19 protein-coding genes are annotated in these 19,202 nt (G+C 64.9%); 8 read left to right on the top strand and 11 right to left on the bottom strand.

The window, feature by feature from the left end; all coding sequences use genetic code 11:
• Nucleotides 1-231: 231 nt before the first annotated feature.
• The 10 genes from clpX to htpG all read right to left on the bottom strand — a co-directional run bounded on the left by clpX (nucleotide 232) and on the right by htpG (nucleotide 11,351).
• A complete protein-coding gene (gene clpX / locus ALVIN_RS07035; protein WP_012970634.1) occupies nucleotides 232-1,491 on the bottom strand; it encodes an ATP-dependent Clp protease ATP-binding subunit ClpX in 1,260 nt (419 codons plus the stop codon).
• 281 nt (nucleotides 1,492-1,772) lie between these two features.
• The gene (gene clpP, locus ALVIN_RS07030; protein WP_012970633.1) at nucleotides 1,773-2,420 is read right to left on the bottom strand and encodes an ATP-dependent Clp endopeptidase proteolytic subunit ClpP; all 648 of its coding nucleotides are present in this window, start codon (nucleotides 2,418-2,420) and stop codon (nucleotides 1,773-1,775) included.
• 126 nt (nucleotides 2,421-2,546) lie between these two features.
• A complete protein-coding gene (gene tig, locus ALVIN_RS07025; protein WP_012970632.1) occupies nucleotides 2,547-3,830 on the bottom strand; it encodes a trigger factor in 1,284 nt (427 codons plus the stop codon).
• A gap of 198 nt (nucleotides 3,831-4,028) precedes the next feature.
• Complete coding sequence (hemN, locus tag ALVIN_RS07020; protein ID WP_012970631.1) at nucleotides 4,029-5,414, bottom strand: oxygen-independent coproporphyrinogen III oxidase; 1,386 nt, start codon at nucleotides 5,412-5,414, stop codon at nucleotides 4,029-4,031.
• Nucleotides 5,415-5,592: 178 nt separating this feature from the next.
• The gene (gene prmB, locus ALVIN_RS07015; protein WP_043796074.1) at nucleotides 5,593-6,516 is read right to left on the bottom strand and encodes a 50S ribosomal protein L3 N(5)-glutamine methyltransferase; all 924 of its coding nucleotides are present in this window, start codon (nucleotides 6,514-6,516) and stop codon (nucleotides 5,593-5,595) included.
• Between the two features lie 141 nt (nucleotides 6,517-6,657).
• Nucleotides 6,658-7,128, bottom strand: coding sequence for an Rrf2 family transcriptional regulator (locus ALVIN_RS07010; protein ID WP_012970629.1), 471 nt, complete (start codon nucleotides 7,126-7,128; stop codon nucleotides 6,658-6,660).
• Between the two features lie 100 nt (nucleotides 7,129-7,228).
• Nucleotides 7,229-7,756: a DUF1249 domain-containing protein gene (locus tag ALVIN_RS07005; protein ID WP_012970628.1), complete on the bottom strand. Its 528-nt coding sequence runs from the start codon at nucleotides 7,754-7,756 to the stop codon at nucleotides 7,229-7,231.
• A gap of 80 nt (nucleotides 7,757-7,836) precedes the next feature.
• Nucleotides 7,837-8,208 (bottom strand): thioredoxin, encoded by a 372-nt coding sequence (trxA, locus tag ALVIN_RS07000; RefSeq protein WP_012970627.1) that lies wholly within the window; start codon nucleotides 8,206-8,208, stop codon nucleotides 7,837-7,839.
• Nucleotides 8,209-8,433: 225 nt separating this feature from the next.
• Entirely contained in the window at nucleotides 8,434-9,093 is a 660-nt protein-coding gene (gene adk / locus ALVIN_RS06995) for an adenylate kinase (RefSeq protein ID WP_012970626.1), read from the bottom strand.
• Nucleotides 9,094-9,431: 338 nt separating this feature from the next.
• Complete coding sequence (htpG, locus tag ALVIN_RS06990; RefSeq protein WP_012970625.1) at nucleotides 9,432-11,351, bottom strand: molecular chaperone HtpG; 1,920 nt, start codon at nucleotides 11,349-11,351, stop codon at nucleotides 9,432-9,434.
• Between the two features lie 191 nt (nucleotides 11,352-11,542).
• Here htpG and ALVIN_RS06985 point away from each other — a divergent pair, with 191 nt between their 5' ends.
• A complete protein-coding gene (locus tag ALVIN_RS06985; protein ID WP_012970624.1) occupies nucleotides 11,543-13,177 on the top strand; it encodes an alpha-D-glucose phosphate-specific phosphoglucomutase in 1,635 nt (544 codons plus the stop codon).
• A 394-nt stretch (nucleotides 13,178-13,571) separates the two neighbouring features.
• Here the strand turns inward: ALVIN_RS06985 and ALVIN_RS06980 are convergent, their stop codons facing one another.
• Nucleotides 13,572-15,131: a long-chain-fatty-acid--CoA ligase gene (locus tag ALVIN_RS06980; RefSeq protein WP_012970623.1), complete on the bottom strand. Its 1,560-nt coding sequence runs from the start codon at nucleotides 15,129-15,131 to the stop codon at nucleotides 13,572-13,574.
• 190 nt (nucleotides 15,132-15,321) lie between these two features.
• Here ALVIN_RS06980 and ALVIN_RS06975 point away from each other — a divergent pair, with 190 nt between their 5' ends.
• The 7 genes from ALVIN_RS06975 to ALVIN_RS06945 are packed head-to-tail and all read left to right on the top strand — an operon-like array spanning nucleotide 15,322 to nucleotide 19,202.
• Nucleotides 15,322-15,891, top strand: coding sequence for a Na+/H+ antiporter subunit E (locus ALVIN_RS06975; protein WP_012970622.1), 570 nt, complete (start codon nucleotides 15,322-15,324; stop codon nucleotides 15,889-15,891).
• 43 nt (nucleotides 15,892-15,934) lie between these two features.
• Nucleotides 15,935-16,201: a monovalent cation/H+ antiporter complex subunit F gene (locus ALVIN_RS06970; RefSeq protein ID WP_012970621.1), complete on the top strand. Its 267-nt coding sequence runs from the start codon at nucleotides 15,935-15,937 to the stop codon at nucleotides 16,199-16,201.
• The gene (locus tag ALVIN_RS06965; RefSeq protein ID WP_012970620.1) at nucleotides 16,198-16,503 is read left to right on the top strand and encodes a monovalent cation/H(+) antiporter subunit G; all 306 of its coding nucleotides are present in this window, start codon (nucleotides 16,198-16,200) and stop codon (nucleotides 16,501-16,503) included. Before ALVIN_RS06970 ends, ALVIN_RS06965 begins: the two co-directional genes overlap by 4 nt.
• Nucleotides 16,500-16,748: a DUF4040 domain-containing protein gene (locus ALVIN_RS17965; protein ID WP_012970619.1), complete on the top strand. Its 249-nt coding sequence runs from the start codon at nucleotides 16,500-16,502 to the stop codon at nucleotides 16,746-16,748. The genes ALVIN_RS06965 and ALVIN_RS17965 overlap by 4 nt, the downstream gene beginning before the upstream one ends.
• Nucleotides 16,749-17,429, top strand: coding sequence for an MnhB domain-containing protein (locus tag ALVIN_RS06955; protein ID WP_012970618.1), 681 nt, complete (start codon nucleotides 16,749-16,751; stop codon nucleotides 17,427-17,429).
• Nucleotides 17,426-17,773 (top strand): sodium:proton antiporter, encoded by a 348-nt coding sequence (locus ALVIN_RS06950; RefSeq protein WP_012970617.1) that lies wholly within the window; start codon nucleotides 17,426-17,428, stop codon nucleotides 17,771-17,773. Before ALVIN_RS06955 ends, ALVIN_RS06950 begins: the two co-directional genes overlap by 4 nt.
• On the top strand, nucleotides 17,766-19,202 hold the full coding sequence (locus ALVIN_RS06945) for a complex I subunit 5 family protein (RefSeq protein ID WP_012970616.1): 1,437 nt from the start codon (nucleotides 17,766-17,768) through the stop codon (nucleotides 19,200-19,202). Before ALVIN_RS06950 ends, ALVIN_RS06945 begins: the two co-directional genes overlap by 8 nt.

Below are 19,202 nucleotides of genomic sequence, written 5' to 3'. Positions count from 1 at the left end.
GCGACGTTCCACCGAACGGGGGCGTGAGCCGTGCCGGGGGCAGCGGCCACGGATCGAAGCACGGGACGTCGGGGTGGTGAGTATGCTGACAGGATCGGGGCTGGGGGCAAGCTCTTCAACGCCTGGAGCCCAGAAGGACGCGAGTCGATCGACCCGCGCCCAGCGATTGGATGGGTATTGAAACCGCCAGGGCGCTTGGCGCCCTGGCGGTTCAAAAACACAGCGTCCGGATCAATCCGCCGCGACGGCCTGCTTTTCGATCCGCTCGTAGATCAGGAAGGGCTTGTTCTCGCCATTGATGACCGAGGCGTCGATCACGACCTTGCTGACATGATCCATGGAGGGCAGATCGTACATGGTGTCGAGCAGCACCTGTTCCATGATGGTCCGCAGACCGCGCGCGCCGGTCTTGCGCTCCATCGCCTTGCGCGAGATCTCACGCAGGGCGTCGTCGCGGATCTCCAGTTGCACGCCCTCCATCTCGAACAGCCGCGCATACTGCTTGACCAGCGCATGCTTGGGTTCGGTGAGGATCAGCATCAGGGCCGCTTCGTCGAGTTCTTCCAGGGTCGCCATCACCGGCAGACGGCCGACGAACTCGGGGATGAGTCCGTAGCGGATCAGGTCTTCCGGCTCGACCGCGCTCAGCAGTTCGCTGATCTGACGGCTGTCGTCCTTGCTCTGGACCTCGGCCGAGAAGCCGATGCCGGTCTTCTTGGAGCGATTCTGGATCACCTTGTCGAGGCCCGCGAAGGCGCCGCCGACGATGAACAGGATGTTCGAGGTATCGACCTGGAGGAACTCCTGCTGCGGATGCTTGCGTCCGCCCTGCGGCGGCACCGAGGCGATGGTGCCCTCGATGAGCTTGAGCAATGCCTGCTGCACGCCCTCACCCGAGACGTCGCGCGTGATCGACGGGTTGTCCGATTTGCGCGAGATCTTGTCGATCTCGTCGATGTAGACGATGCCGGTCTGCGCCTTCTCGACGTCGTAGTCGCACTTCTGCAGGAGCTTCTGGATGATGTTCTCGACATCCTCGCCCACATAGCCGGCCTCGGTCAGGGTCGTGGCATCGGCGATGGTGAAGGGGACGTTGAGCAGACGCGCGAGCGTTTCGGCGAGCAGGGTCTTGCCCGAGCCGGTCGGACCGATGAGCAGGATGTTGCTCTTGGCGATCTCGATGTCTTCCTTGGCCTCGGCGACTTCGAGACGCTTGTAATGGTTGTAGACGGCGACCGAGAGGACTTTCTTGGCCTTCTCCTGTCCGATCACGAATTCATCGAGCTTGGCGTTGATCTCGCGCGGCTTGGGCAGATGGTTGGTCGTCTCGGCGGCGTTCTCCTCCATCTCCTCGCGAATGATGTCGTTGCACAGCTCGACGCATTCATCGCAGATGAACACCGATGGACCCGCGATGAGCTTGCGCACTTCGTGCTGGCTCTTACCGCAGAAGGAACAATAGAGCAGTTTACCGTCGTCGCTCTTACTCATCGGGCGTAGATCTCCGGGGGGGCTGTGAGGGATGCTAATCCTGCATTCCCGAATGAGGCGGGTTCAATCATAACCATTTGGGGGTATATGGCAAGAAACTTGAGCACGAACCTTGGACTCGATCACGAATTTCGGCGGGATAGCCCCTGATCCGATCATCCTGGTTGGCGAGAGGCGCCTGGGTCGTTCCGGTTCAGGAAGGTCGTCCCGCCATCGATGCGGCGGGACGGGTCTTTCGATGGCTGTTTCAGTCTTTCGATCTTGGAGGGCGGGCGGTGTTCTCAGGATTTTTTGGAGGCGACCGGGCCGCGCTCAGTGATGACCTGATCGATCAATCCATATTCGCGTGCCGTCTCGCCGTCCATGAAACGATCGCGATCCGTATCCTCGGCGATCTTTTCGATCGGCTGCCCCGTGTGATGGGACAGGATCTGATTGAGCCGCTCGCGAATGTAGAGGATCTCGCGCGCATGGATCTCGATGTCGGTCGCCTGACCCTGGAAGCCGCCGAGCGGCTGATGGATCATCATGCGCGAGTGCGGCAGACAGAACCGCTTGCCCGCCGCACCGCCGGCCAGCAGCAGCGCACCCATGCTCGCCGCCTGACCGATGCACATGGTGCTCACGTCGGGACGGATGAAGCGCATGGTGTCATAGATGGCCAGACCGGCCGTGACCGAGCCGCCGGGCGAGTTGATATAGAGATGGATGTCCTTGTCCGGATTCTCCGATTCCAGGAACAGCAGCTGCGCCACCACCAGATTCGCCATGTGGTCCTCGACCGGACCGACGAGAAAGATGACCCGCTCCTTGAGCAGACGCGAATAGATGTCGAACGAACGCTCGCCGCGCGCGGTCTGCTCGACCACGATGGGCACCAGCCCCAGACCTTGGGGCTGCCAATCGGTGCGACTCAGGGGTGTGCTCATGGCTGGAATCTTCGATTGATCGTTGAAAAGAGGGAGACAGCGCCGTGTCATCGCGGCGGCGTCCGCATGGCGGAGCGACTCCGCCGCCTGATCGCCGCCGCTGAATACGCGGACGTGGCGGATGCCCTATTGCTCGGTGAGTTGCGCGAAGGTCAGCGGCTCGTCCTCGACCTGGACCTGTTCGAGCATCAGATCGACCACCTGCTCTTCCATGACCAGCGCCCGGACCGAACTCAGGCGCTCTTCGTCGCCATAGTAGTAATCGAGCACTTCCTGCGGCTGCTCATAGCTCGCGGCCATACGCTCGACGGTCTCGCGCACGCGCTCCGGATCGGCCTTGATCTCGTTGTCGCGGATGATCTGGCCCAGGATCAGACCCAGGGCGACCCGACGCTTGGCGCCGGGCTCGAACATCTCGGGCGGCAGCTGCATCTGGCCGCCACCCAGAGCCTGACGCATCTGCTCAACCATGGTGCGCATCTCGCTCTGGATCAGCGCCTTGGGCAGATCGACCGGGTTGGCTTCATAGAGCATGTCCATCACCCGCTCCTTGGTGCGGGCGGTGAGGCGCTCTTTCAACTCGCGCTCCATGTTGCGGCGCACATCGGCCTTGAATCGCTCGACGTCGCCGTCCTCGACCCCGAAGTTCTTGACGAACTCGGCATCGACCTCGGGCAGACGCGGCTCGGCGATCGACTCGACGGTCACTTCGAAGCGCACCGGCTTGCCGGCCAGATGTTCGGCCTGATACCCCTCGGGGAAGGTCAGGTCGAGCGTGCGCGTCTCGCCGACAGTGGCGCCGACCAGGCCATCCTCGAAGCCGGGGATCAGACGGCCCGAGCCGAGCTCGAGCTTGAAGCCGGTGGTGGTACCGCCCTCGAAGGCCTCGCCCTCGATCGTGCCGACGAAGCCGATGCTGAGCTGGTCGCCGGCCTGAGCCGGACGCTCGACGGCGGCCCAGGTCTTGCGCTGCTCGCGCAGGCGCTGGATCATGTCGTCCAGATCGGTGTCGGTCAGCTCACTCACCGGGCGCTTGACGACCCTGTCGCTCACCGAGGCCAGCGTGATCTCGGGCATGACTTCGAAAACGGCGGTATACGCCATACGACCGGCGTCGATGTCGAGATCGGGCTCGATGTGCGGCATACCGGCCGGCATCAACGACTCCTGCTCGAAGGCCTTGTAGAGGGTCTTCTGCACCATGTCGCCGAAGACTTCCTGGTGAAGCTCCGCGTTGTAGCGCTGACGCAGCACCTTCATCGGCACCTTGCCGGGCCGGAAACCCGGCAGCTTGGCGCGGCGCGCGAGCTGCTGCAACCGCTTCTCGACCTCGGCACCGACCTCATCGAACGGCAGGTCGACCCGCATCCGCCGCTCGAGTCCCTCGCCCGCTTCAACCGACACTTGCATTGAATTTCTCCCGCGGACGCCAAGCTGGAGCGCCACGCCTGTCAATAAAAATCTCGACGCCGCCCCGCATTCGCCTGGGCGGCGCCTTCAAAAGCCGAGAAGTATAGCACGAACCGCCCACTTGACAGCGGGCGGGATTCGTCATCGACGCTTCCAGCGGCGGCTGGAGACTGGTACGCCTCCAGCGTCCGGCCGCGCTCAGATGACCTTGGAGAAACCGATCGGGCCGGTCTTGACGGCCAGATAGGCATCGAAGGCCATACAGATGTTGCGCACCAGCAGTCGGCCACGCGCCTGGATGCGGATACTGTCGGCGTCGACCGTCACCAGCCCATCCTCTTCCATGCCCTTGAGCTTGGCGAGACTGTCGGCGAAATAGTCGTCGAAGACGATGCCCCACTGAGCCGCAACCGCCGCCTTGTCGAGCTGGAAATGGCAGATCAGCCGGGTGATGACATCGCGCCGGATCAGATCGTCACGGTTGAGTTCGAGACCCCGGAACACCGGCAGACGCCCGGCGTCGATGTCGGCGTAATACTCGTTGAGTTCGCGGCGGTTCTGACCGTAGGTGTTGTCGATCATGCCGATCGAGGTGACACCGATGCCGATCAGGTCGCAATGGGCGTGGGTCGAGTAACCCTGGAAGTTGCGGTACAGGGTGCCGGCGCGCTGGGCGACGGCCAGCTCGTCGTCGGGACGGGCGAAGTGGTCCATGCCGATGAAGACATAGCCGGCCTCGGTCAGACGCGCGATGGTCGATTGCAGGATGTCGAGCTTGACCTGAGGCGCGGGCAGATCGGCTTCGTTGATGCGTCGCTGCGGCTTGAAGCGCTCGGGCAGATGCGCATAGTTGAATACCGACAGACGCTGCGGATTGACCTCGATCACGCGCTCCAGGGTCTTCATGAAGCTCTCGACCGACTGGAACGGCAGGCCGTAGATCAGATCGATACTGGTCGAGCGGAACCCCTCGGCGAGCGCGGCCTCCAGCACCGTCATGGTCTGGGCCTCGGTCTGGAAGCGGTTGACCGCCGCCTGCACCCGCTCGTCGAAGTCCTGTACGCCGAGACTCATGCGGTTGAACCCGATCCGGCGCAGCAGCTTGACGGTGGAGGCATCGGCCTCGCGCGGGTCGATCTCGATCGAGAATTCGCCGGTCTCGTCATCGGCCAAGGTGAAATGACGGCGCGTCACGTCCATCAGCTCGACCATCTGGTCGTGGCTGAGGAAGGTCGGGGTGCCGCCGCCCCAGTGCAGTTGCTCGACGACACGCGACTTGTCGAACAGGGCCGACTGCATCTCCAGCTCGCGATAGACGCGCTCCAGATAGGGCGGCGCCAGTGAGCGGTCCTTGGTCGCGATCTTGTTGCAGGCGCAATAGAAGCAGACCGTGTCGCAGAAAGGGATGTGGAAATAGAGCGAGAGCGGCCGGCCGCTTTCGTTGCTGCGTGCGCAGGCCGCCTTGTAGGCCGCCTCGTCGAAGGATTCGTCGAACTCGACCGCCGTGGGATACGAGGTATAGCGCGGACCGCTCTGGTCGTAGCGACGAATCAAATCAAGGTCGAAGGAAACGCCTTGCTCCACCGTTCAATCCTCCAGCCGCGGGGGGCGTCTCTGGCTCCCGAGCGGCCCGTCGTGTAAAGCCTGTTCAGGCATCGTCCCCGCCGTGGCCGAATCCTGGGCGCCGGAATTCGGCCGCTGGTGCGGCGGGATGTGGGAATGCAATTGCCGGTACCGCGAATCGCAGGACGCGGCCTGCGCATCAGGAATAGAGTGCCTCCTCGATGAGCGGCCGGTAGTCGAGGAGCTGCTCGCGCGTGAGCAGGAAGACCCCCTCCCCGCCGCGCTCGAATTCGATCCAGGTGAAGGGCACGCCCGGCAGACGCGACTCCAGGAAGGGCAGCGAGTTGCCGACCTCGACGACCAGGATGCCGCGCTCGTTGAGATGGTCGGCGGCTTCGTCGAGGATGCGCAGCACGATGTCGAGTCCGTCCTCGCCGGCGAGCAGACCCAGATGCGGCTCGTTGTGATACTCGGTCGGCAGCGCTTCGAACTCGGCGCGTGAGACATAGGGCGGGTTGGAGACGATCACGTCGTAACGCTGATCGCCGAGCGCGGCGAACAGATCGGACTCGAAGATATGCACCCGGTCGCCGACGCCGTGGCGCTCGACGTTGTCACGGGCGATGACCAGCGCCTCGGGCGAGATGTCGACCAGATCGACATCGGCGTCCGGCAGATAGACCGCCGCCGCGATGCCGATGCAGCCGCTGCCGGTGCACAGATCCAGCACCCGGCCGACACGATCGGCGTCGATCCAGGGATCGAACCCGACCTCGACCAGCTCGGCGATCGGCGAGCGCGGTACCAGCACCTGTTCGTCGACCCGGAACTCCAGTCCCGCGAACCAGGCACGCCCGATCAGATAGGCCGCCGGCACGCGCTCGACGACCCGGCGGTCGATGAGCTCGCAGACGCGCACCCGCTCGGCCGGGGTGAGCCGGCAGTCGCGGAAGTTCGCGGGCAGATTGGGGTCGAGGTGCAGGGCGCTCAGCACCAGTAGCGCCGCCTCGTCGATGGCGTTATCGGTACCGTGCCCGAAGTGGAGGCCGGCCGCGTTGAAGCGGCTCGCGCCCCAGCGCACGAAGTCCTGAATCGAGATCAAACCGTCTGGCTGCTCTGCCATGGCGCCCATGAATCGTCAAGCTAGGGTTGAAAAGGCCGAGCCGTCCGTCGATGGAATCAAACAGGCGGCCTGGACAGAAGCTGTGAAGCATACCACTGCCGGGACAGTTTTTTCAGCGCCGGAAATGCGATCCCACGGCGATCAGGCCGCGTGACGCTGTTTTTCGGGTTCGAGCGTGACGCGCGGCGCGGCGAATTCGAGCTTGGGATGCCCGCCCCGATCGACCAGATCCTGGAGCGAGATGTCGCTGAGAAACCTGAAGATTTCGTCGCTCAACTGGTCCCAGAGATGATGCGTCAGACAGCGCTGGCCCTCGTGACAGTTCTGGCGCCCGCCGCAGCGCGTCAGCTCCACCCACTCGTCGACGGCACAGATGATGTTGGCGATCGAGATCTCGCTCGGAGCACGGCCCAGATAATAGCCGCCGCCCGGACCACGCACGCCGCGCACCAGCTTCTTGGCGCGCAGGGCGGCGAACAGCTGTTCCAGATAGGACAGCGAGATGCCTTGACTGGATGAAATGTCCGCCAGCGTCACCGGTCCCTTGCCTGCGTGCAGGGCCAGATCGAGCATGGCGGTCACGGCGTATCTGCCTTTGGTCGATAGTCTCATGGTTGTGCTGCCTGCTTGGGAGTGAGAATTGTCATTGGACTAAATTAGTCAACAATTCCCTTATTTCAAGCATGGCTCGCACATGGACCGATCAACGACGCTATGAAGGCTGCGCGAAACAGACCGAGGATGCGCCGTCGATCAGCAGGTGCCGCTCGCCGACCGGGTTCGGATCGGGCGCGAAGCCATGCCCCTGACGCAGACAGAACATCAGCCATTTGGACAGGAACAGATTGGCCCGCCATTTGTCGGTCAGGGCCGGATGCGCGTACCGGGTGCGCAGAGGCAGCATGGACTGGCGCAGCTCCAGCACCTCGACCTGCCGGGCGTCATGGTAGACGCGCAGCCGGGCATCCGGGTCTGAATGGGTCTCCAGCGTCTCGGCGTCCGTGAAACGGTGGGTCAGATGCACCAGCGTGGTGTAGCGCGCCTGCTCCTCGACCTCCAGAGCGAGATCGACGGTTCCGGGACGCCGCGAGAGGCGCTGTCCGGCCGGATAGGCGTTCAACTCCGGGGCCAGACGCCGCAGAAGGATGAAGTTCTCCTCGCACAGACTCATCAGGGCGCCGACATCCGGGTGCCCCGCGATCAGTTTGAGGAGAAAGGCGCGGTCGAGCGCGAATTGCATCGAGGGTGGAACGTGCAGAGCGCGACACGATCGACCGGGGCGCTCACGACCCGTCGTCTCGCGTCGTTGGCGTCAGCCGATCAAGCCTGAGCGTTGGACTGCTCGGCGATCTGGCGGCGCACGTCGTCCATGTCGAGTTCGCCGGCCTTGGTGAGCAGATCGCGGAAGGACCCTTCGGGCAATGCGCCGGCCTGCGAGAAGATGATGATCTGATCGCGGAAGATCATCAGCGTCGGGATGGAACGGATCTGAAAATGGCCCGCGATCGCCTGATGCTCTTCGGTGTTGAGCTTGGCAAAAACGATGTCCGGGAAGTCCTCCGAGACCTTCTCGTAGACGGGGGCGAAGGAACGGCAGGGGCCACACCAGGGCGCCCAGAAATCGACGATCACGAAGGCGTTGTTCTGGATGGTTTGTTCGAAATTGGCGGTATCAAGCTCGACGACGGCCATGGGAGCCTCCCCGTTGGATGAAAAGTTGAGTGGGATACTAACAGAAACGGCGGCTCCCGTGACCCGCCCCGGATGGCGGGCGCGACGGATCGGGGCATGGAAACGCGACCGGAACGAACGCGCGTGATCCGGTCGCGTTATCAGTTTCAGGCGGATTGCGGCCGATTGAGATGGGCATGGCGTTCGCTCTGCCCATCCGGCGGGTCGTCCTGTCCGGCAATCGCCTCAGAGCGCTTCGAGTCCGGCCAGGATCTGGGTGCGGATGTCCTCGACCTGACCGATACCGTGGATTTTGATGTAGCGCGGCGCACCCTCGCCGCCCTGCTCGGCCCAGGAGGAGTAATAGCCGATCAGCGGCTCGGTCTGGTCGTGATAGACCTGGAGACGGGCCTTGACGGTCTCCTCGCGGTCGTCGTCGCGCTGGATCAGCGGCTCGCCGGTTTCATCGTCGAGGCCCTCGACCTTGGGCGGATTGAAGACGACGTGATAGGTGCGACCCGAGGCCTGGTGCACGCGCCGGCCGGACATGCGCTTGATGATCTCCTCGTCCGGCACGTCGATCTCGACCACGGCGTCGATATGGATGCCGGCGTCCTTGAGTGCGTCGGCCTGGGCCAGCGTGCGCGGGAAACCGTCGAACAGACAGCCGTTGGCGCAATCGGCCTCGGTGATGCGCTCCTTGACCATGCCGATGATGATGTCGTCGGAGACCAGGCCACCCTCGTCCATGATCTTTTTGGCGGCCAGACCCAGCTCGGTGCCCTGCTTGACGTGCGCGCGCAGCATGTCGCCGGTCGAAATCTGCGGAATGTTGAAGTGCGCCTTGATGAAGCCGGCCTGGGTGCCCTTACCCGCGCCTGGGCCGCCGAGCAGGATGATGCGCATGCTGTGATCTCCTCGATGGAACATTTGAATTATTTGACGGAAAACCCGAATCCTACGCAGTATGCCATGCCCCTTGGCGGTGCGACCACCCGAATCAACCGGGCGGCATGGTCAAAGCACTGAGCAATCATCAGTTTTGCATATCTCAATACTTTGGGGCACGTTTGAAATCCGTAGACCCCGGCTTTAGCCGAACCGGCCAAGCAGGCGGCTGAAGCCGCCTCGACCAACGCGGTTCGACATAACGAAAACGGACACCCCAGTCAGCCCGGGATGTCCGTCAAAAACGCCCGATCAACGCCGATCGCGCGCTGTCAGGCCGCGGATGTCGACGACGATCAGCCGCCGGCCATCATCATGTTGAGCATCAGCTTGTTGAGACGCCCGACGAAGGCTGCCGGATCGTCGAGCTGACCGCCCTCGGCCAGTTGCGCCTGATCGAACAGGATCGAGGCCAGATCATTGAAGCGTCCCTCGTCCGACTCGGACTCCAGACGCCGCACCAGCAGATGATCCAGGTTGACCTCCAGGATCGGCTTGGTCTCGGGTGCGCTTTGACCGACCGCCTTGAGCACGCGCGCCAGATTGGCGCTCATGTCGTCGGCGCCGACCACCAGACAGGCCGGTGAGTCGACCAGACGGGTGCTGGGACGCACGTCCTCGACCTGCCCGCCGAGCGCGCTCTTGAGCCGATCGAGCAGCGGCTTGTGCTCGGTCGCGGCCTTCTCCTTGGCTTCCTGCTCCTCCTTGTCGGCCAGCTCGCCGAGATCCAGATCGCCCTTGGCGACGGACTGGAGCGACTTGCCCTTGTACTCGTGCAGATGGCTGACCAGCCACTCGTCGACACGATCGGAGAGCAGCAGCACCTCGACGCCCTTCTTGCGGAAGACTTCCAGATGCGGGCTGTGACGGGCGGCCGCCGGGCTGTCGGCCGTGATGTAGTAGATCTTGTCCTGACCCTCCTTCATGCGCTCGATATAGGCATCGAGCGACTCGCGCTGCTCGCTGCCCTCGCTGTGCGTGGTCGAGAAGCGCAAGAGACCGGCGAGGCGTTCCTTGTTGGCGAAGTCCTCGGCCGGACCTTCCTTCAGCACCTTGCCGAACTCGTCCCAGAAGGTCGCGTACTTCTCCGGCTCGTCCTTGGCCAGGGTTTCGAGCAAGCCCAGGACGCGCTTGGTGTTGGCCTGACGGATGGTGTCGATCTTGCGGTTGTGCTGGAGGATCTCGCGCGAGACGTTCAGCGGCAGGTCGTCGGAGTCGACGATGCCCTTGACGAAGCGCAGATAGTGCGGCATCAGCTTGTCGGCCTCGTCCATGATGAAGACGCGGCGGACATAGAGCTTCACACCGTGCTTCTGGTCGCGGTCGAACAGGTCCCAGGGCGCCTTGCTCGGCACATAGAGGAGCGCGGTGTATTCGTTGGTGCCCTCGACCCGGTTGTGGGCATAGGCCAGCGGCGGCTGGAAGTCGTGCGAGACGTGCTTGTAGAAGTCGTTGTATTCCTCCTCCGTGATGTCGGACTTGTTGCGCATCCACAGCGCCGTGCCGCGATTGACCTGCTCGAACTCGGGCGGCTCGTCCTTCTTCTGCTCGGCCTCTTCGCCGTAGAGTTCCTTGGCCATCTCGACCGGGATGGCGAGGTGGTCGGAGAACTTGCCGATGATCGAACGCAGACGCCAGCTATCCAGGAACTCTTTCTCGTCTTCCTTGAGATGCAGGGTGACGTCGGTGCCGCGTCCGGCCTTCTCGACCGTTTCGAGCGTGTAGCTGCCGCGTCCGTCGGACTCCCAGCGCACGCCATGCTCGGCCCCGAGTCCGGCGCGGCGCGAGACCAGCGTCACCTTGTCGGCGACGATATAGGCTGAATAGAAGCCGACGCCGAACTGACCGATGAGGGTGCTGTCCTTGGCCTGATCGCCCGACAGGCTCTCGATGAAGCGGCGGGTGCCGGAGCTGGCGATGCTGCCGATGGTCTCGACCACCTCGTTGCGGCTCAGACCGATGCCGTTGTCCGAGATCGTGACCGTGCCGGCGTCGCGATCGACCGTGACGCGGATGCGCAGCGCCGAATCGCCCTCATAGAGCCCGTCGTCGCTCAGAGCCTCGAAACGGAGTTTTTCAGCGGCGTCCGAGGCGTTGGAGACCAGTTCGCGCAGAAAGATCTCCTTGTTCGAGTAGAGCGAGCGGATCACCAGATCCAGCACCTGACTCACCTCGGCCTTGAACTCCAGTGTTTCCTTATGCGCTTCGACTGTCATCTTTGGGTACTTACCTTGCTGTGAATGTGGGGGATGGGCGCGAATTGTCGCGCACCGCTTATTGTCGCACGGGGCCGGGGGGATACAATGCCCGTCAACGTCGGCATCGCCCCGTTCTCGTCACGGCCGTCCCGCCGCCGCGCGCTGGCCGCTCAGTAAAGGCTATTCAACCACAATTCAAGGGTTTGAAGATGGAAACGATCCGCATCGCCACCACGCCGTTCGAGGGTCAGCGCCCCGGAACCTCCGGGCTGCGCAAGAAGGTCAAGGTCTTCCAGCAACCGGGCTACCTGGAGAACTTCGTGCAGTCGATCCTCGACACCCTGCCCGAACTCCGGGGCGGCAGCCTGGTGGTCGGCGGCGATGGGCGCTATTTCAATCGCGAGGCGATCCAGGTCATCCTGCGGCTGGCGGCGGCCAATGGCGTGCGGCGGCTCATCGTCGGGCGCGGCGGGCTGTTCTCCACGCCGGCCGTCTCCTGCGTCATCCGCAAGTACAAGACCCAGGGCGGCATCGTGCTCTCGGCCAGCCACAATCCCGGCGGGCCGGACGAGGACTTCGGCATCAAGTTCAACTCGGCCAACGGCGGCCCGGCCCCCGAATCCGTCACGGACGCCATCTTCGCGCGGACGAAGACCATCGACCGTTATCTGACGCTCGACACGCCGCCGGTCGATCTCGACCAGCCCGGCGTCTGCACGCTCGGCGAGACCGAGATCGAGATCATCGACCCGGTGCGCGACTACGCCGACCTGATGGAGGCGCTGTTCGACTTCGACGCCATTCATCACCTGTTCAACTCCGGCCATTTCCAGATGCGTTTCGACGCCATGCACGCCATCACCGGTCCCTATGCGATCGAGATCCTGGAGAACCGGCTCGGCGCCGCGCCCGGCACCGTGATGAACGGCGTGCCGCTGGAGGATTTCGGCGGCGGTCATCCCGATCCCAACCTCGCCCACGCCCAGGAACTGGTCGCCCTGACCCATGGGTCGGACGGACTTGACTTCGGCGCCGCGTCCGATGGCGACGGCGACCGCAACATGATCCTAGGGCGCAACTGCTTCGTCACCCCGAGCGACAGTCTCGCCATCCTCGCCGCCAACGCGCATCTGCTGCCGGGCTATCGGCAAGGCATCCGGGGCATCGCGCGCTCGATGCCGACCAGTCAGGCGGCCAATCGGGTCGCCGATTTCCTGGGGATCGAGTGTTTCGAGACGCCGACCGGCTGGAAGTTCTTCGGCAATCTGCTCGATGCCGGGCGCATCACGCTCTGCGGCGAGGAGAGCTTCGGCACCGGCTCGGATCATGTGCGCGAGAAGGACGGGCTGTGGGCGGTGCTGTTCTGGCTCAATCTGCTGGCGGTGCGGCAACAGTCGGTCGCCGAGATCCTCACCGATCACTGGCGCCGGTTCGGGCGCAACTTCTACACCCGGCACGATTACGAGGGCGTGGATCTGGAGGCCGCCGAGGGACTGGTCGATCATCTGCGCCGACTGCTGCCCGATCTGCCCGGCCGTCAACTCGGGGCGGAGACCGTGAGCTATGCCGACGATTTCGCCTATACCGACCCCATCGACGGCAGCGTCTCCGAACGCCAGGGCATCCGCATCGGCTTTGCGAGCGGCGCGCGCATCGTCTATCGACTCTCGGGCACCGGCACCTCTGGGGCCACGCTGCGGGTCTATCTCGAATACTTTGAACCGAACCCGGCGCTACACCACCGCGACACTCAGGACGCCATGCGCCCGCTCGTCCTCATCGCGCGCGAACTGGCCCAGATCGAGACCCGCACCGGACGCACTGAACCGGATGTCGTAACCTGACCGCAGCGCTTGCACTGGCCCCGCCAACCCTGCGCCTCTCGGTGGCGGTCGGCCGGGAGCCGGTTCAGCGCACCCCAACGAACGCCGTGGGTCCGATAAAAATATTTGCATTGGACCCATTGCAATCATCGAAAATCATCTAAACTTTCACCCATGGTCGCTGATACACTTGAGCGACGCACCGAATTTGCTGGCCAGAGCGCCAGTTCACGCTGTCCTCCTCGTCTCTCTTCTACGAGAGACTTTTCGACCCGGCACACCGCCGGGTCTTTTTTTGGCCTCGAAAAGCGCGAACGCGCGGCCATGTGATGGTGTGCATCGCGAACCGGACCGTTGCCGTCTGACCGTGCACCGTCGATCGACTTCTCCGGGCCGGACAGCCGGTACATGACCGCTATGACAGCCGGACCCCGCGTTCATGCTCGCCGGTACGGCGCAGCTCGCGCTTGAGGATCTTGCCAGAGGCATTCTTCGGCAGGGTCGCGACACACTCGATGCGCCGGGGCACTTCATGACGGCCGAGTCGAGCGCGGCACCAGTCCTTCAGGTCGTGCGTGTCGAGTTCACCCTGTCCCGGTGTTGCGGTGACGTAGGCGATCGGGATCTCGCCATGCAGCGGGTGCGGTTCGCCGACGACAGCGGCCTCGGCCACGCCAGGATGGCGGATCAGCACCTCTTCGATGATCCGGGGGTAGACGTTCATGCCGTTGGTGATGATCAGATCCTTGATCCGATCGACCAGATAGAACCAGCCGTCACTGTCACGCCAACCGAGATCGCCGGTACGGAACCAGTCACCATGGAAGCTGGCCCGCGTCTCCTCGGGCAGGTTCCAGTAGCCGCGCATGACACTCGGGCCGCGCACGCAGACCTCGCCATGTTCACCGTCGGGCAGCCAGTTTCCGTCCGGGTCGGCGATACGCATCTCCACACCCGGTAGCGCCGGCCCGACCGAGCACGGCTTGCGCGGCCCGGCTGGTGGATTGACACAGGTGACAGGCCCGCATTCGGTGGGGCCGTCGCCCTCCAGGATCGGGATCGCGAAGCGCGTCTCGAACGCCTGCATGACCGCCTCGGGCATGGCCGCCCCGCCTGAGACGCACAGCCGCACCGATCCCCAGCGCGCGACCTGGGCGTCGTCGAGTCGCAGCAGCACAGCGTACAGACTCGGCACGCCAAGAAAGAGGGTCGCGCGGTGGGTGCCGATGGCCTCCGTGATCAGGGCGGCATCGAAGCGCGCCACCGGAACCAGCGCCGCCCCGGCGAGCAAGGGCATCAGCAGGCCAACCGTCGCGGCAAAGGCATGAAACATCGGCAGCACGACCAGAACGCGATCGCCGTCGGCACCGGAGCGGATCTCCAGTACCTCGGCCACGGCCGTGGCATTGGCCGCCAGATTGGCATGGGTGAGCACAGCGCCCTTGGGTCGGCCTGTGGTACCGGACGTGTAGAGGATCACGGCCGGCTCCTGGTCGGGATCGATGCGCGGCGCGGATGGATTGGCGGCGGTGGTGAGCGCGTCGAGCCGGACATCGACCGTTTCGGGGTCGACCGGACCGATCCCCAGACGCAGGGTCACGCCGGGCACCTCGGTCAACGCGGCGGCAGCCTGCTCGGCAAAGGCCGCATGGAAGCAGAGTGCTTTGGCGCCGGCATCGTTCAGCACGAACGCGATGGCCGTCGGCGGCAGTAGCAGATTGATCGGAACGACACAGGCGCCGGCCTTGAGGATGCCGAGATAGCCGCAGACGAAGGCCGCTCCGTTTGGACAATAGAGTCCGACCCGATCGCCAGGCGCGATGCCGCGCTCGGCCAGACCGGCGGCGATACCGTCACTGGCGTCATCGAGGTCTGCATAGGTCCAGATGCGCTCATCGGTGAGGATGGCCGGGGCATCGTCAAAGCGTTTGGCGGTATGCCGGAAGAGTTCGGGAAGCGTGCGTGAGAATGCCATGGACTCCGGACCTGGGCCGATAACGGGATGCGGCCAGTATAACCGCCGGCTGGTCCGGCTAGCAGCGGTTGAGCCGCCAGCGTTCCAGCCGGCGAGCGCCTCGATTCCAGCTGCGCTCGGAACCTCTTGTCTCTGAAGAGTGTCCACACATGGCTCAAACCGTGGCACAACGCCTGGAGATTCCGAATCGATGACAGGATCCAAATCGACCCTCGGCGCCATCCTGCTGCGCCTCCTGCTCTTTGCCTGTGCCTGGCTGGTGATCGCCGGGACCGATCCGACCTCCTGGATCATCGGCGCACCGGCGGTGATCGCGGCGACCTGGGCCAGTCTGCGCCTGAGCCGGCGCGATGGCGGATCACCGCGCCTGCTCGCGGCTTTGGTTTTCGTGCCCTTCTTTCTCTGGCAGTCGCTCAAGGGCGGACTCGACGTAGCCTGGCGCGTGATGCGGCCAAGGATGCACATCGCACCGGGCATACACACCTATCGGCTCAGACTGACGAACGCCTCGGCCCGGGTGGTGCTGCTCGACACGCTCAGTCTGCTGCCGGGCACGCTGAGCGCGGATCTGCGCGGCGACGTCCTGACAGTCCATGCGCTCGACGCCGCCGACGGTGCGCTACTCGACGCCGACATCGCGCAACTGGAACAACGAATCGGCACGCTCTTTGGCGAGCGGCTCGTGGCCCCGACCAGTGAGGCCGGCCCTGAACAGACGGACATCCTGTCCTGCCGGGACGCCAAAGCCGCCCAGACGTGAACGCCGTTTTCGGGACGAAACATGACGAATCGAGGACATCCGCATGTCACTCTCTGATATCCATCTGGCCGTCGCCCTGCTGCTGCTGGCGACCATGAGTATCGGTCTGATCCGGGTCGCCATCGGCCCGACGCCATCGGATCGCCTGATGGCTGCGCAATTGCTGGGCACGTCCGGGATCGGGCTGCTGCTGGTGCTGATCCCGGTGATCCGGGTGCCGGCGCTGATCGACGTGGCGCTGGTGTTCTCACTGCTGGCGGCGGTGGCCATCGTCGCCTTCACCCGCCGACGCGAGGACGAGGACGCATGACGCTCACCACACTGCTGCCCTGGCTGTCGACCGCCTGCATCCTGGCCGGGGCCTTCTTCTTCGTCGCCGGCACGGTCGGACTCATGCGGCTGCCGGATCGGCTCAGCCGGCTGCACGCCCTGACCAAGGCCGACAATGTCGGACTGGGGCTACTGATCCTGGGTCTGCTGCTGGAGGCACCGGGAGTCCTGAACGGACTCAAGCTGGTGCTCGTCTGGCTGTTCGTGCTGGTGGCGAGCGCCACCGGAGCCCATCTGATCGCCAAGCGCGCCCTGCGCGGCGATGGGGAGGACGCCCATTGAATCCACTGCTGCTCGGTTTCGACATCCTGCTCTCGACCACGCTGCTGGGGCTGGCGCTCGCTGCGCTCACCAGCCGCGAACCCCGGCGCGGGGTCATTCTCTTCATTGCGTTCGGCCTGTTGCTGGCCCTGGTCTGGGCGCGACTGCGCGCACCCGATCTGGCGCTGGCCGAGGCGGCCATCGGCGCGGGTCTGGCCGGGGCGCTGATGCTGTCCGCCGCCCGACGCGCGGCCCGGAGACGATAGATGTCATCCTCGAATCCCCAAACCCTCCTGATCCCGCTGCTGCTGGCGGCGATCGGGGCGCTACTGTTCTGGGCCTTCTGGAGCGGTCTCACCGGCCATGAGGGCGAGCGGCTGGCGGCCCTGGCGCTGGAACGGGTGCCCGAGTCGGGCGCCAGCAATCCCGTGACCTCGGTGCTGCTCAACTTCCGCGCCTATGACACCCTGCTCGAACTGGCGGTGCTGCTGGCCGCGCTGCTCGGGATCTGGTCGCTCGGCCCGGCGGCGGCGCCCTATCAGCCGGCGGCGCTGTTGCTCGACAGTCTGGTCGGCTGGGTGGTGCCCATGCTGATCATCGCCGGCGGCTATCTGCTCTGGATCGGCGGGCAGGCGCCGGGCGGGGCGTTTCAGGCCGGCGCCCTGCTCGGCGCAGCCGGCGTAACCCTGGCACTCTCGGGACGACCGAACGCCGGTCTGCCGGGCGAGGCTTGGCTGCGCGTGCTGGCCGCGCTCGGTACCCTGGTGTTCGCGCTCGTCGGGCTGACGCTCATGGGACTGGGGCTGGGCTTCCTGACCTATCCGCCGGCGCTGGCCAAATGGCTGATCCTGACCATCGAGACCGGCGCCACCCTGAGCATCGGCGCCACCCTGGCAGCGGCCTTCCTCGGCGGCCGGCCGCGCACCACGAGGCCCGCCGAACCATGAGCCACGAGATCCTACTGACCCAACTGCTCTACGGCAGCGCCGGCCTCCTGTTCTTCCTGCTCGGCGTCTGGTCCTTCATCAGTCACGAACCCCTGTGGCGCAAACTGATCGCGCTCAACATCATGGGCGCCGGGGTGTTCCATGTCCTGGTCGCGGTCGCCTATCGCGGGCTGGATGCGCCGCCCGATCCGGTACCGCACGCCCTGGTGCTGACCGGGATCGTGGTCGCGGTCAGCGCCACGGCGCTGGCGCTTGCCTTCGGCCGGCGTCTGGATCGGGAGGATGGTGAACGGACGCCTGATGTTCACGGAATCGATGACCGGGAGGACGGAACCCATGCTTGATCCACTGGCGCTCGCGGTCGCGCTGCCGCTGCTCGGGGCGCTGCTCGTCACCATGCTCCCCGGCTGGTCGCGCACCCTGGGGATGCTCACGGCGCTGGCGACCACCACCGTGGCGCTGTGGCTGACTGTCACGGTCTGGGGCAGCGAGAGTCTGCACTCGGATCTCGGCGGCTGGGGCGTGCCACTCGGCATCGGTCTGCGCGCCGACGGTCTGGCGGCGGCGCTGGTGGCCATGGCCAATCTGGTCGCACTGGCCATCAGCATCCATGCCACCGGCTATTTCGGCGCGGCTGAATCGAGCCGAAAGTTCTGGCCATTGTGGCTGCTGCTGTGGACGGCGCTCAACGGGCTGTTCCTGGCCGCCGATCTGTTTAACCTCTATGTGATGCTGGAGCTGCTGGGACTCTCGGCCGCCGCGCTCGGTGCGCTCACCGGCACCCGCGAAGCCGCCGAGGCCAATCTGCGCTATCTGCTGGTGGGCCTGCTTGGGTCCATGACCTATCTGCTCGGTGTGGCCCTGCTTTACACGGCCTATGGCGTGCTGGATCTGGAGCTGGTGGCCGAAGCGCTGACGCCCGGTCCAGTGGCCTGGTCGGCGCTGGCGCTCATGATCGGCGGACTGCTGCTCAAATCAGCCCTGTTCCCGCTGCACTTCTGGCTGCCGCCGGCCCATGCCAATGCACCGGCGCCGGTCAGCGCGGCGCTCTCGGCGCTGGTGGTCAAGGCGGCGATCTATCTGGTGCTGCGGCTGTGGCTGGATCTGTTCGACGGGATCGCGACCCTGCCGGCGGCCATGCTGCTCGGACTGCTCGGGGCGGGCGCGGTGCTCTGGGGTTCCTGGCGTGCGCTGCGGGCCGAACGGCTCAAGCTGCTGGCGGCCTATTCGACCGTGGCCCAGATCGGCTATCTATTCCTGTTCCTGCCGCTGCTGACGGCCGCGCCGGACGGGGACACGCGCGAACGGCTACTCACGGCGCTGGTGCTGCTGGCGCTCACCCACGGCTTCGCCAAGGCCGGTTTCTTCCTCGCCGCCGGGCTGGTGCAGAAGAGCACCGGGCATGATCGCATCCGCGAACTCGGCGGCGCGGCCCAGAGTCTGCCGGCGGCGACCTTCACCATCGGTCTGGCGGGTGTGGCCCTGATCGGCCTGCCGCCGAGTGGTACCTTTTTTGCCAAGTGGATACTGGTCGGGCAGGCCATTGCCCTGGGTCAATGGTGGTGGGCGCTGGTGGCGATGGCCGGTACCCTGCTGGCGGCGGCCTATGTGTTTCGGGTGCTGGCGCGCGCCTTCAACCGTGAACCGACGCCCAAGTGCTTCCTGACCGATCCGCGCACCGAGATCCCGGCCCTGCTGCTGGCCGCGCTCTCGGCTCTGGCCGTCGGTCTGGCCGCCCAGCCCATCGCCGTCCTGCTCGGAGCGGGAGTCTGA

The organism is Allochromatium vinosum DSM 180 (genome assembly GCF_000025485.1).
GTDB lineage: Bacteria > Pseudomonadota > Gammaproteobacteria > Chromatiales > Chromatiaceae > Thermochromatium > Thermochromatium vinosum.
Note: the sequence above shows the minus strand (reverse complement) of the source record. Positions and strands in the feature narration are given on the sequence as shown.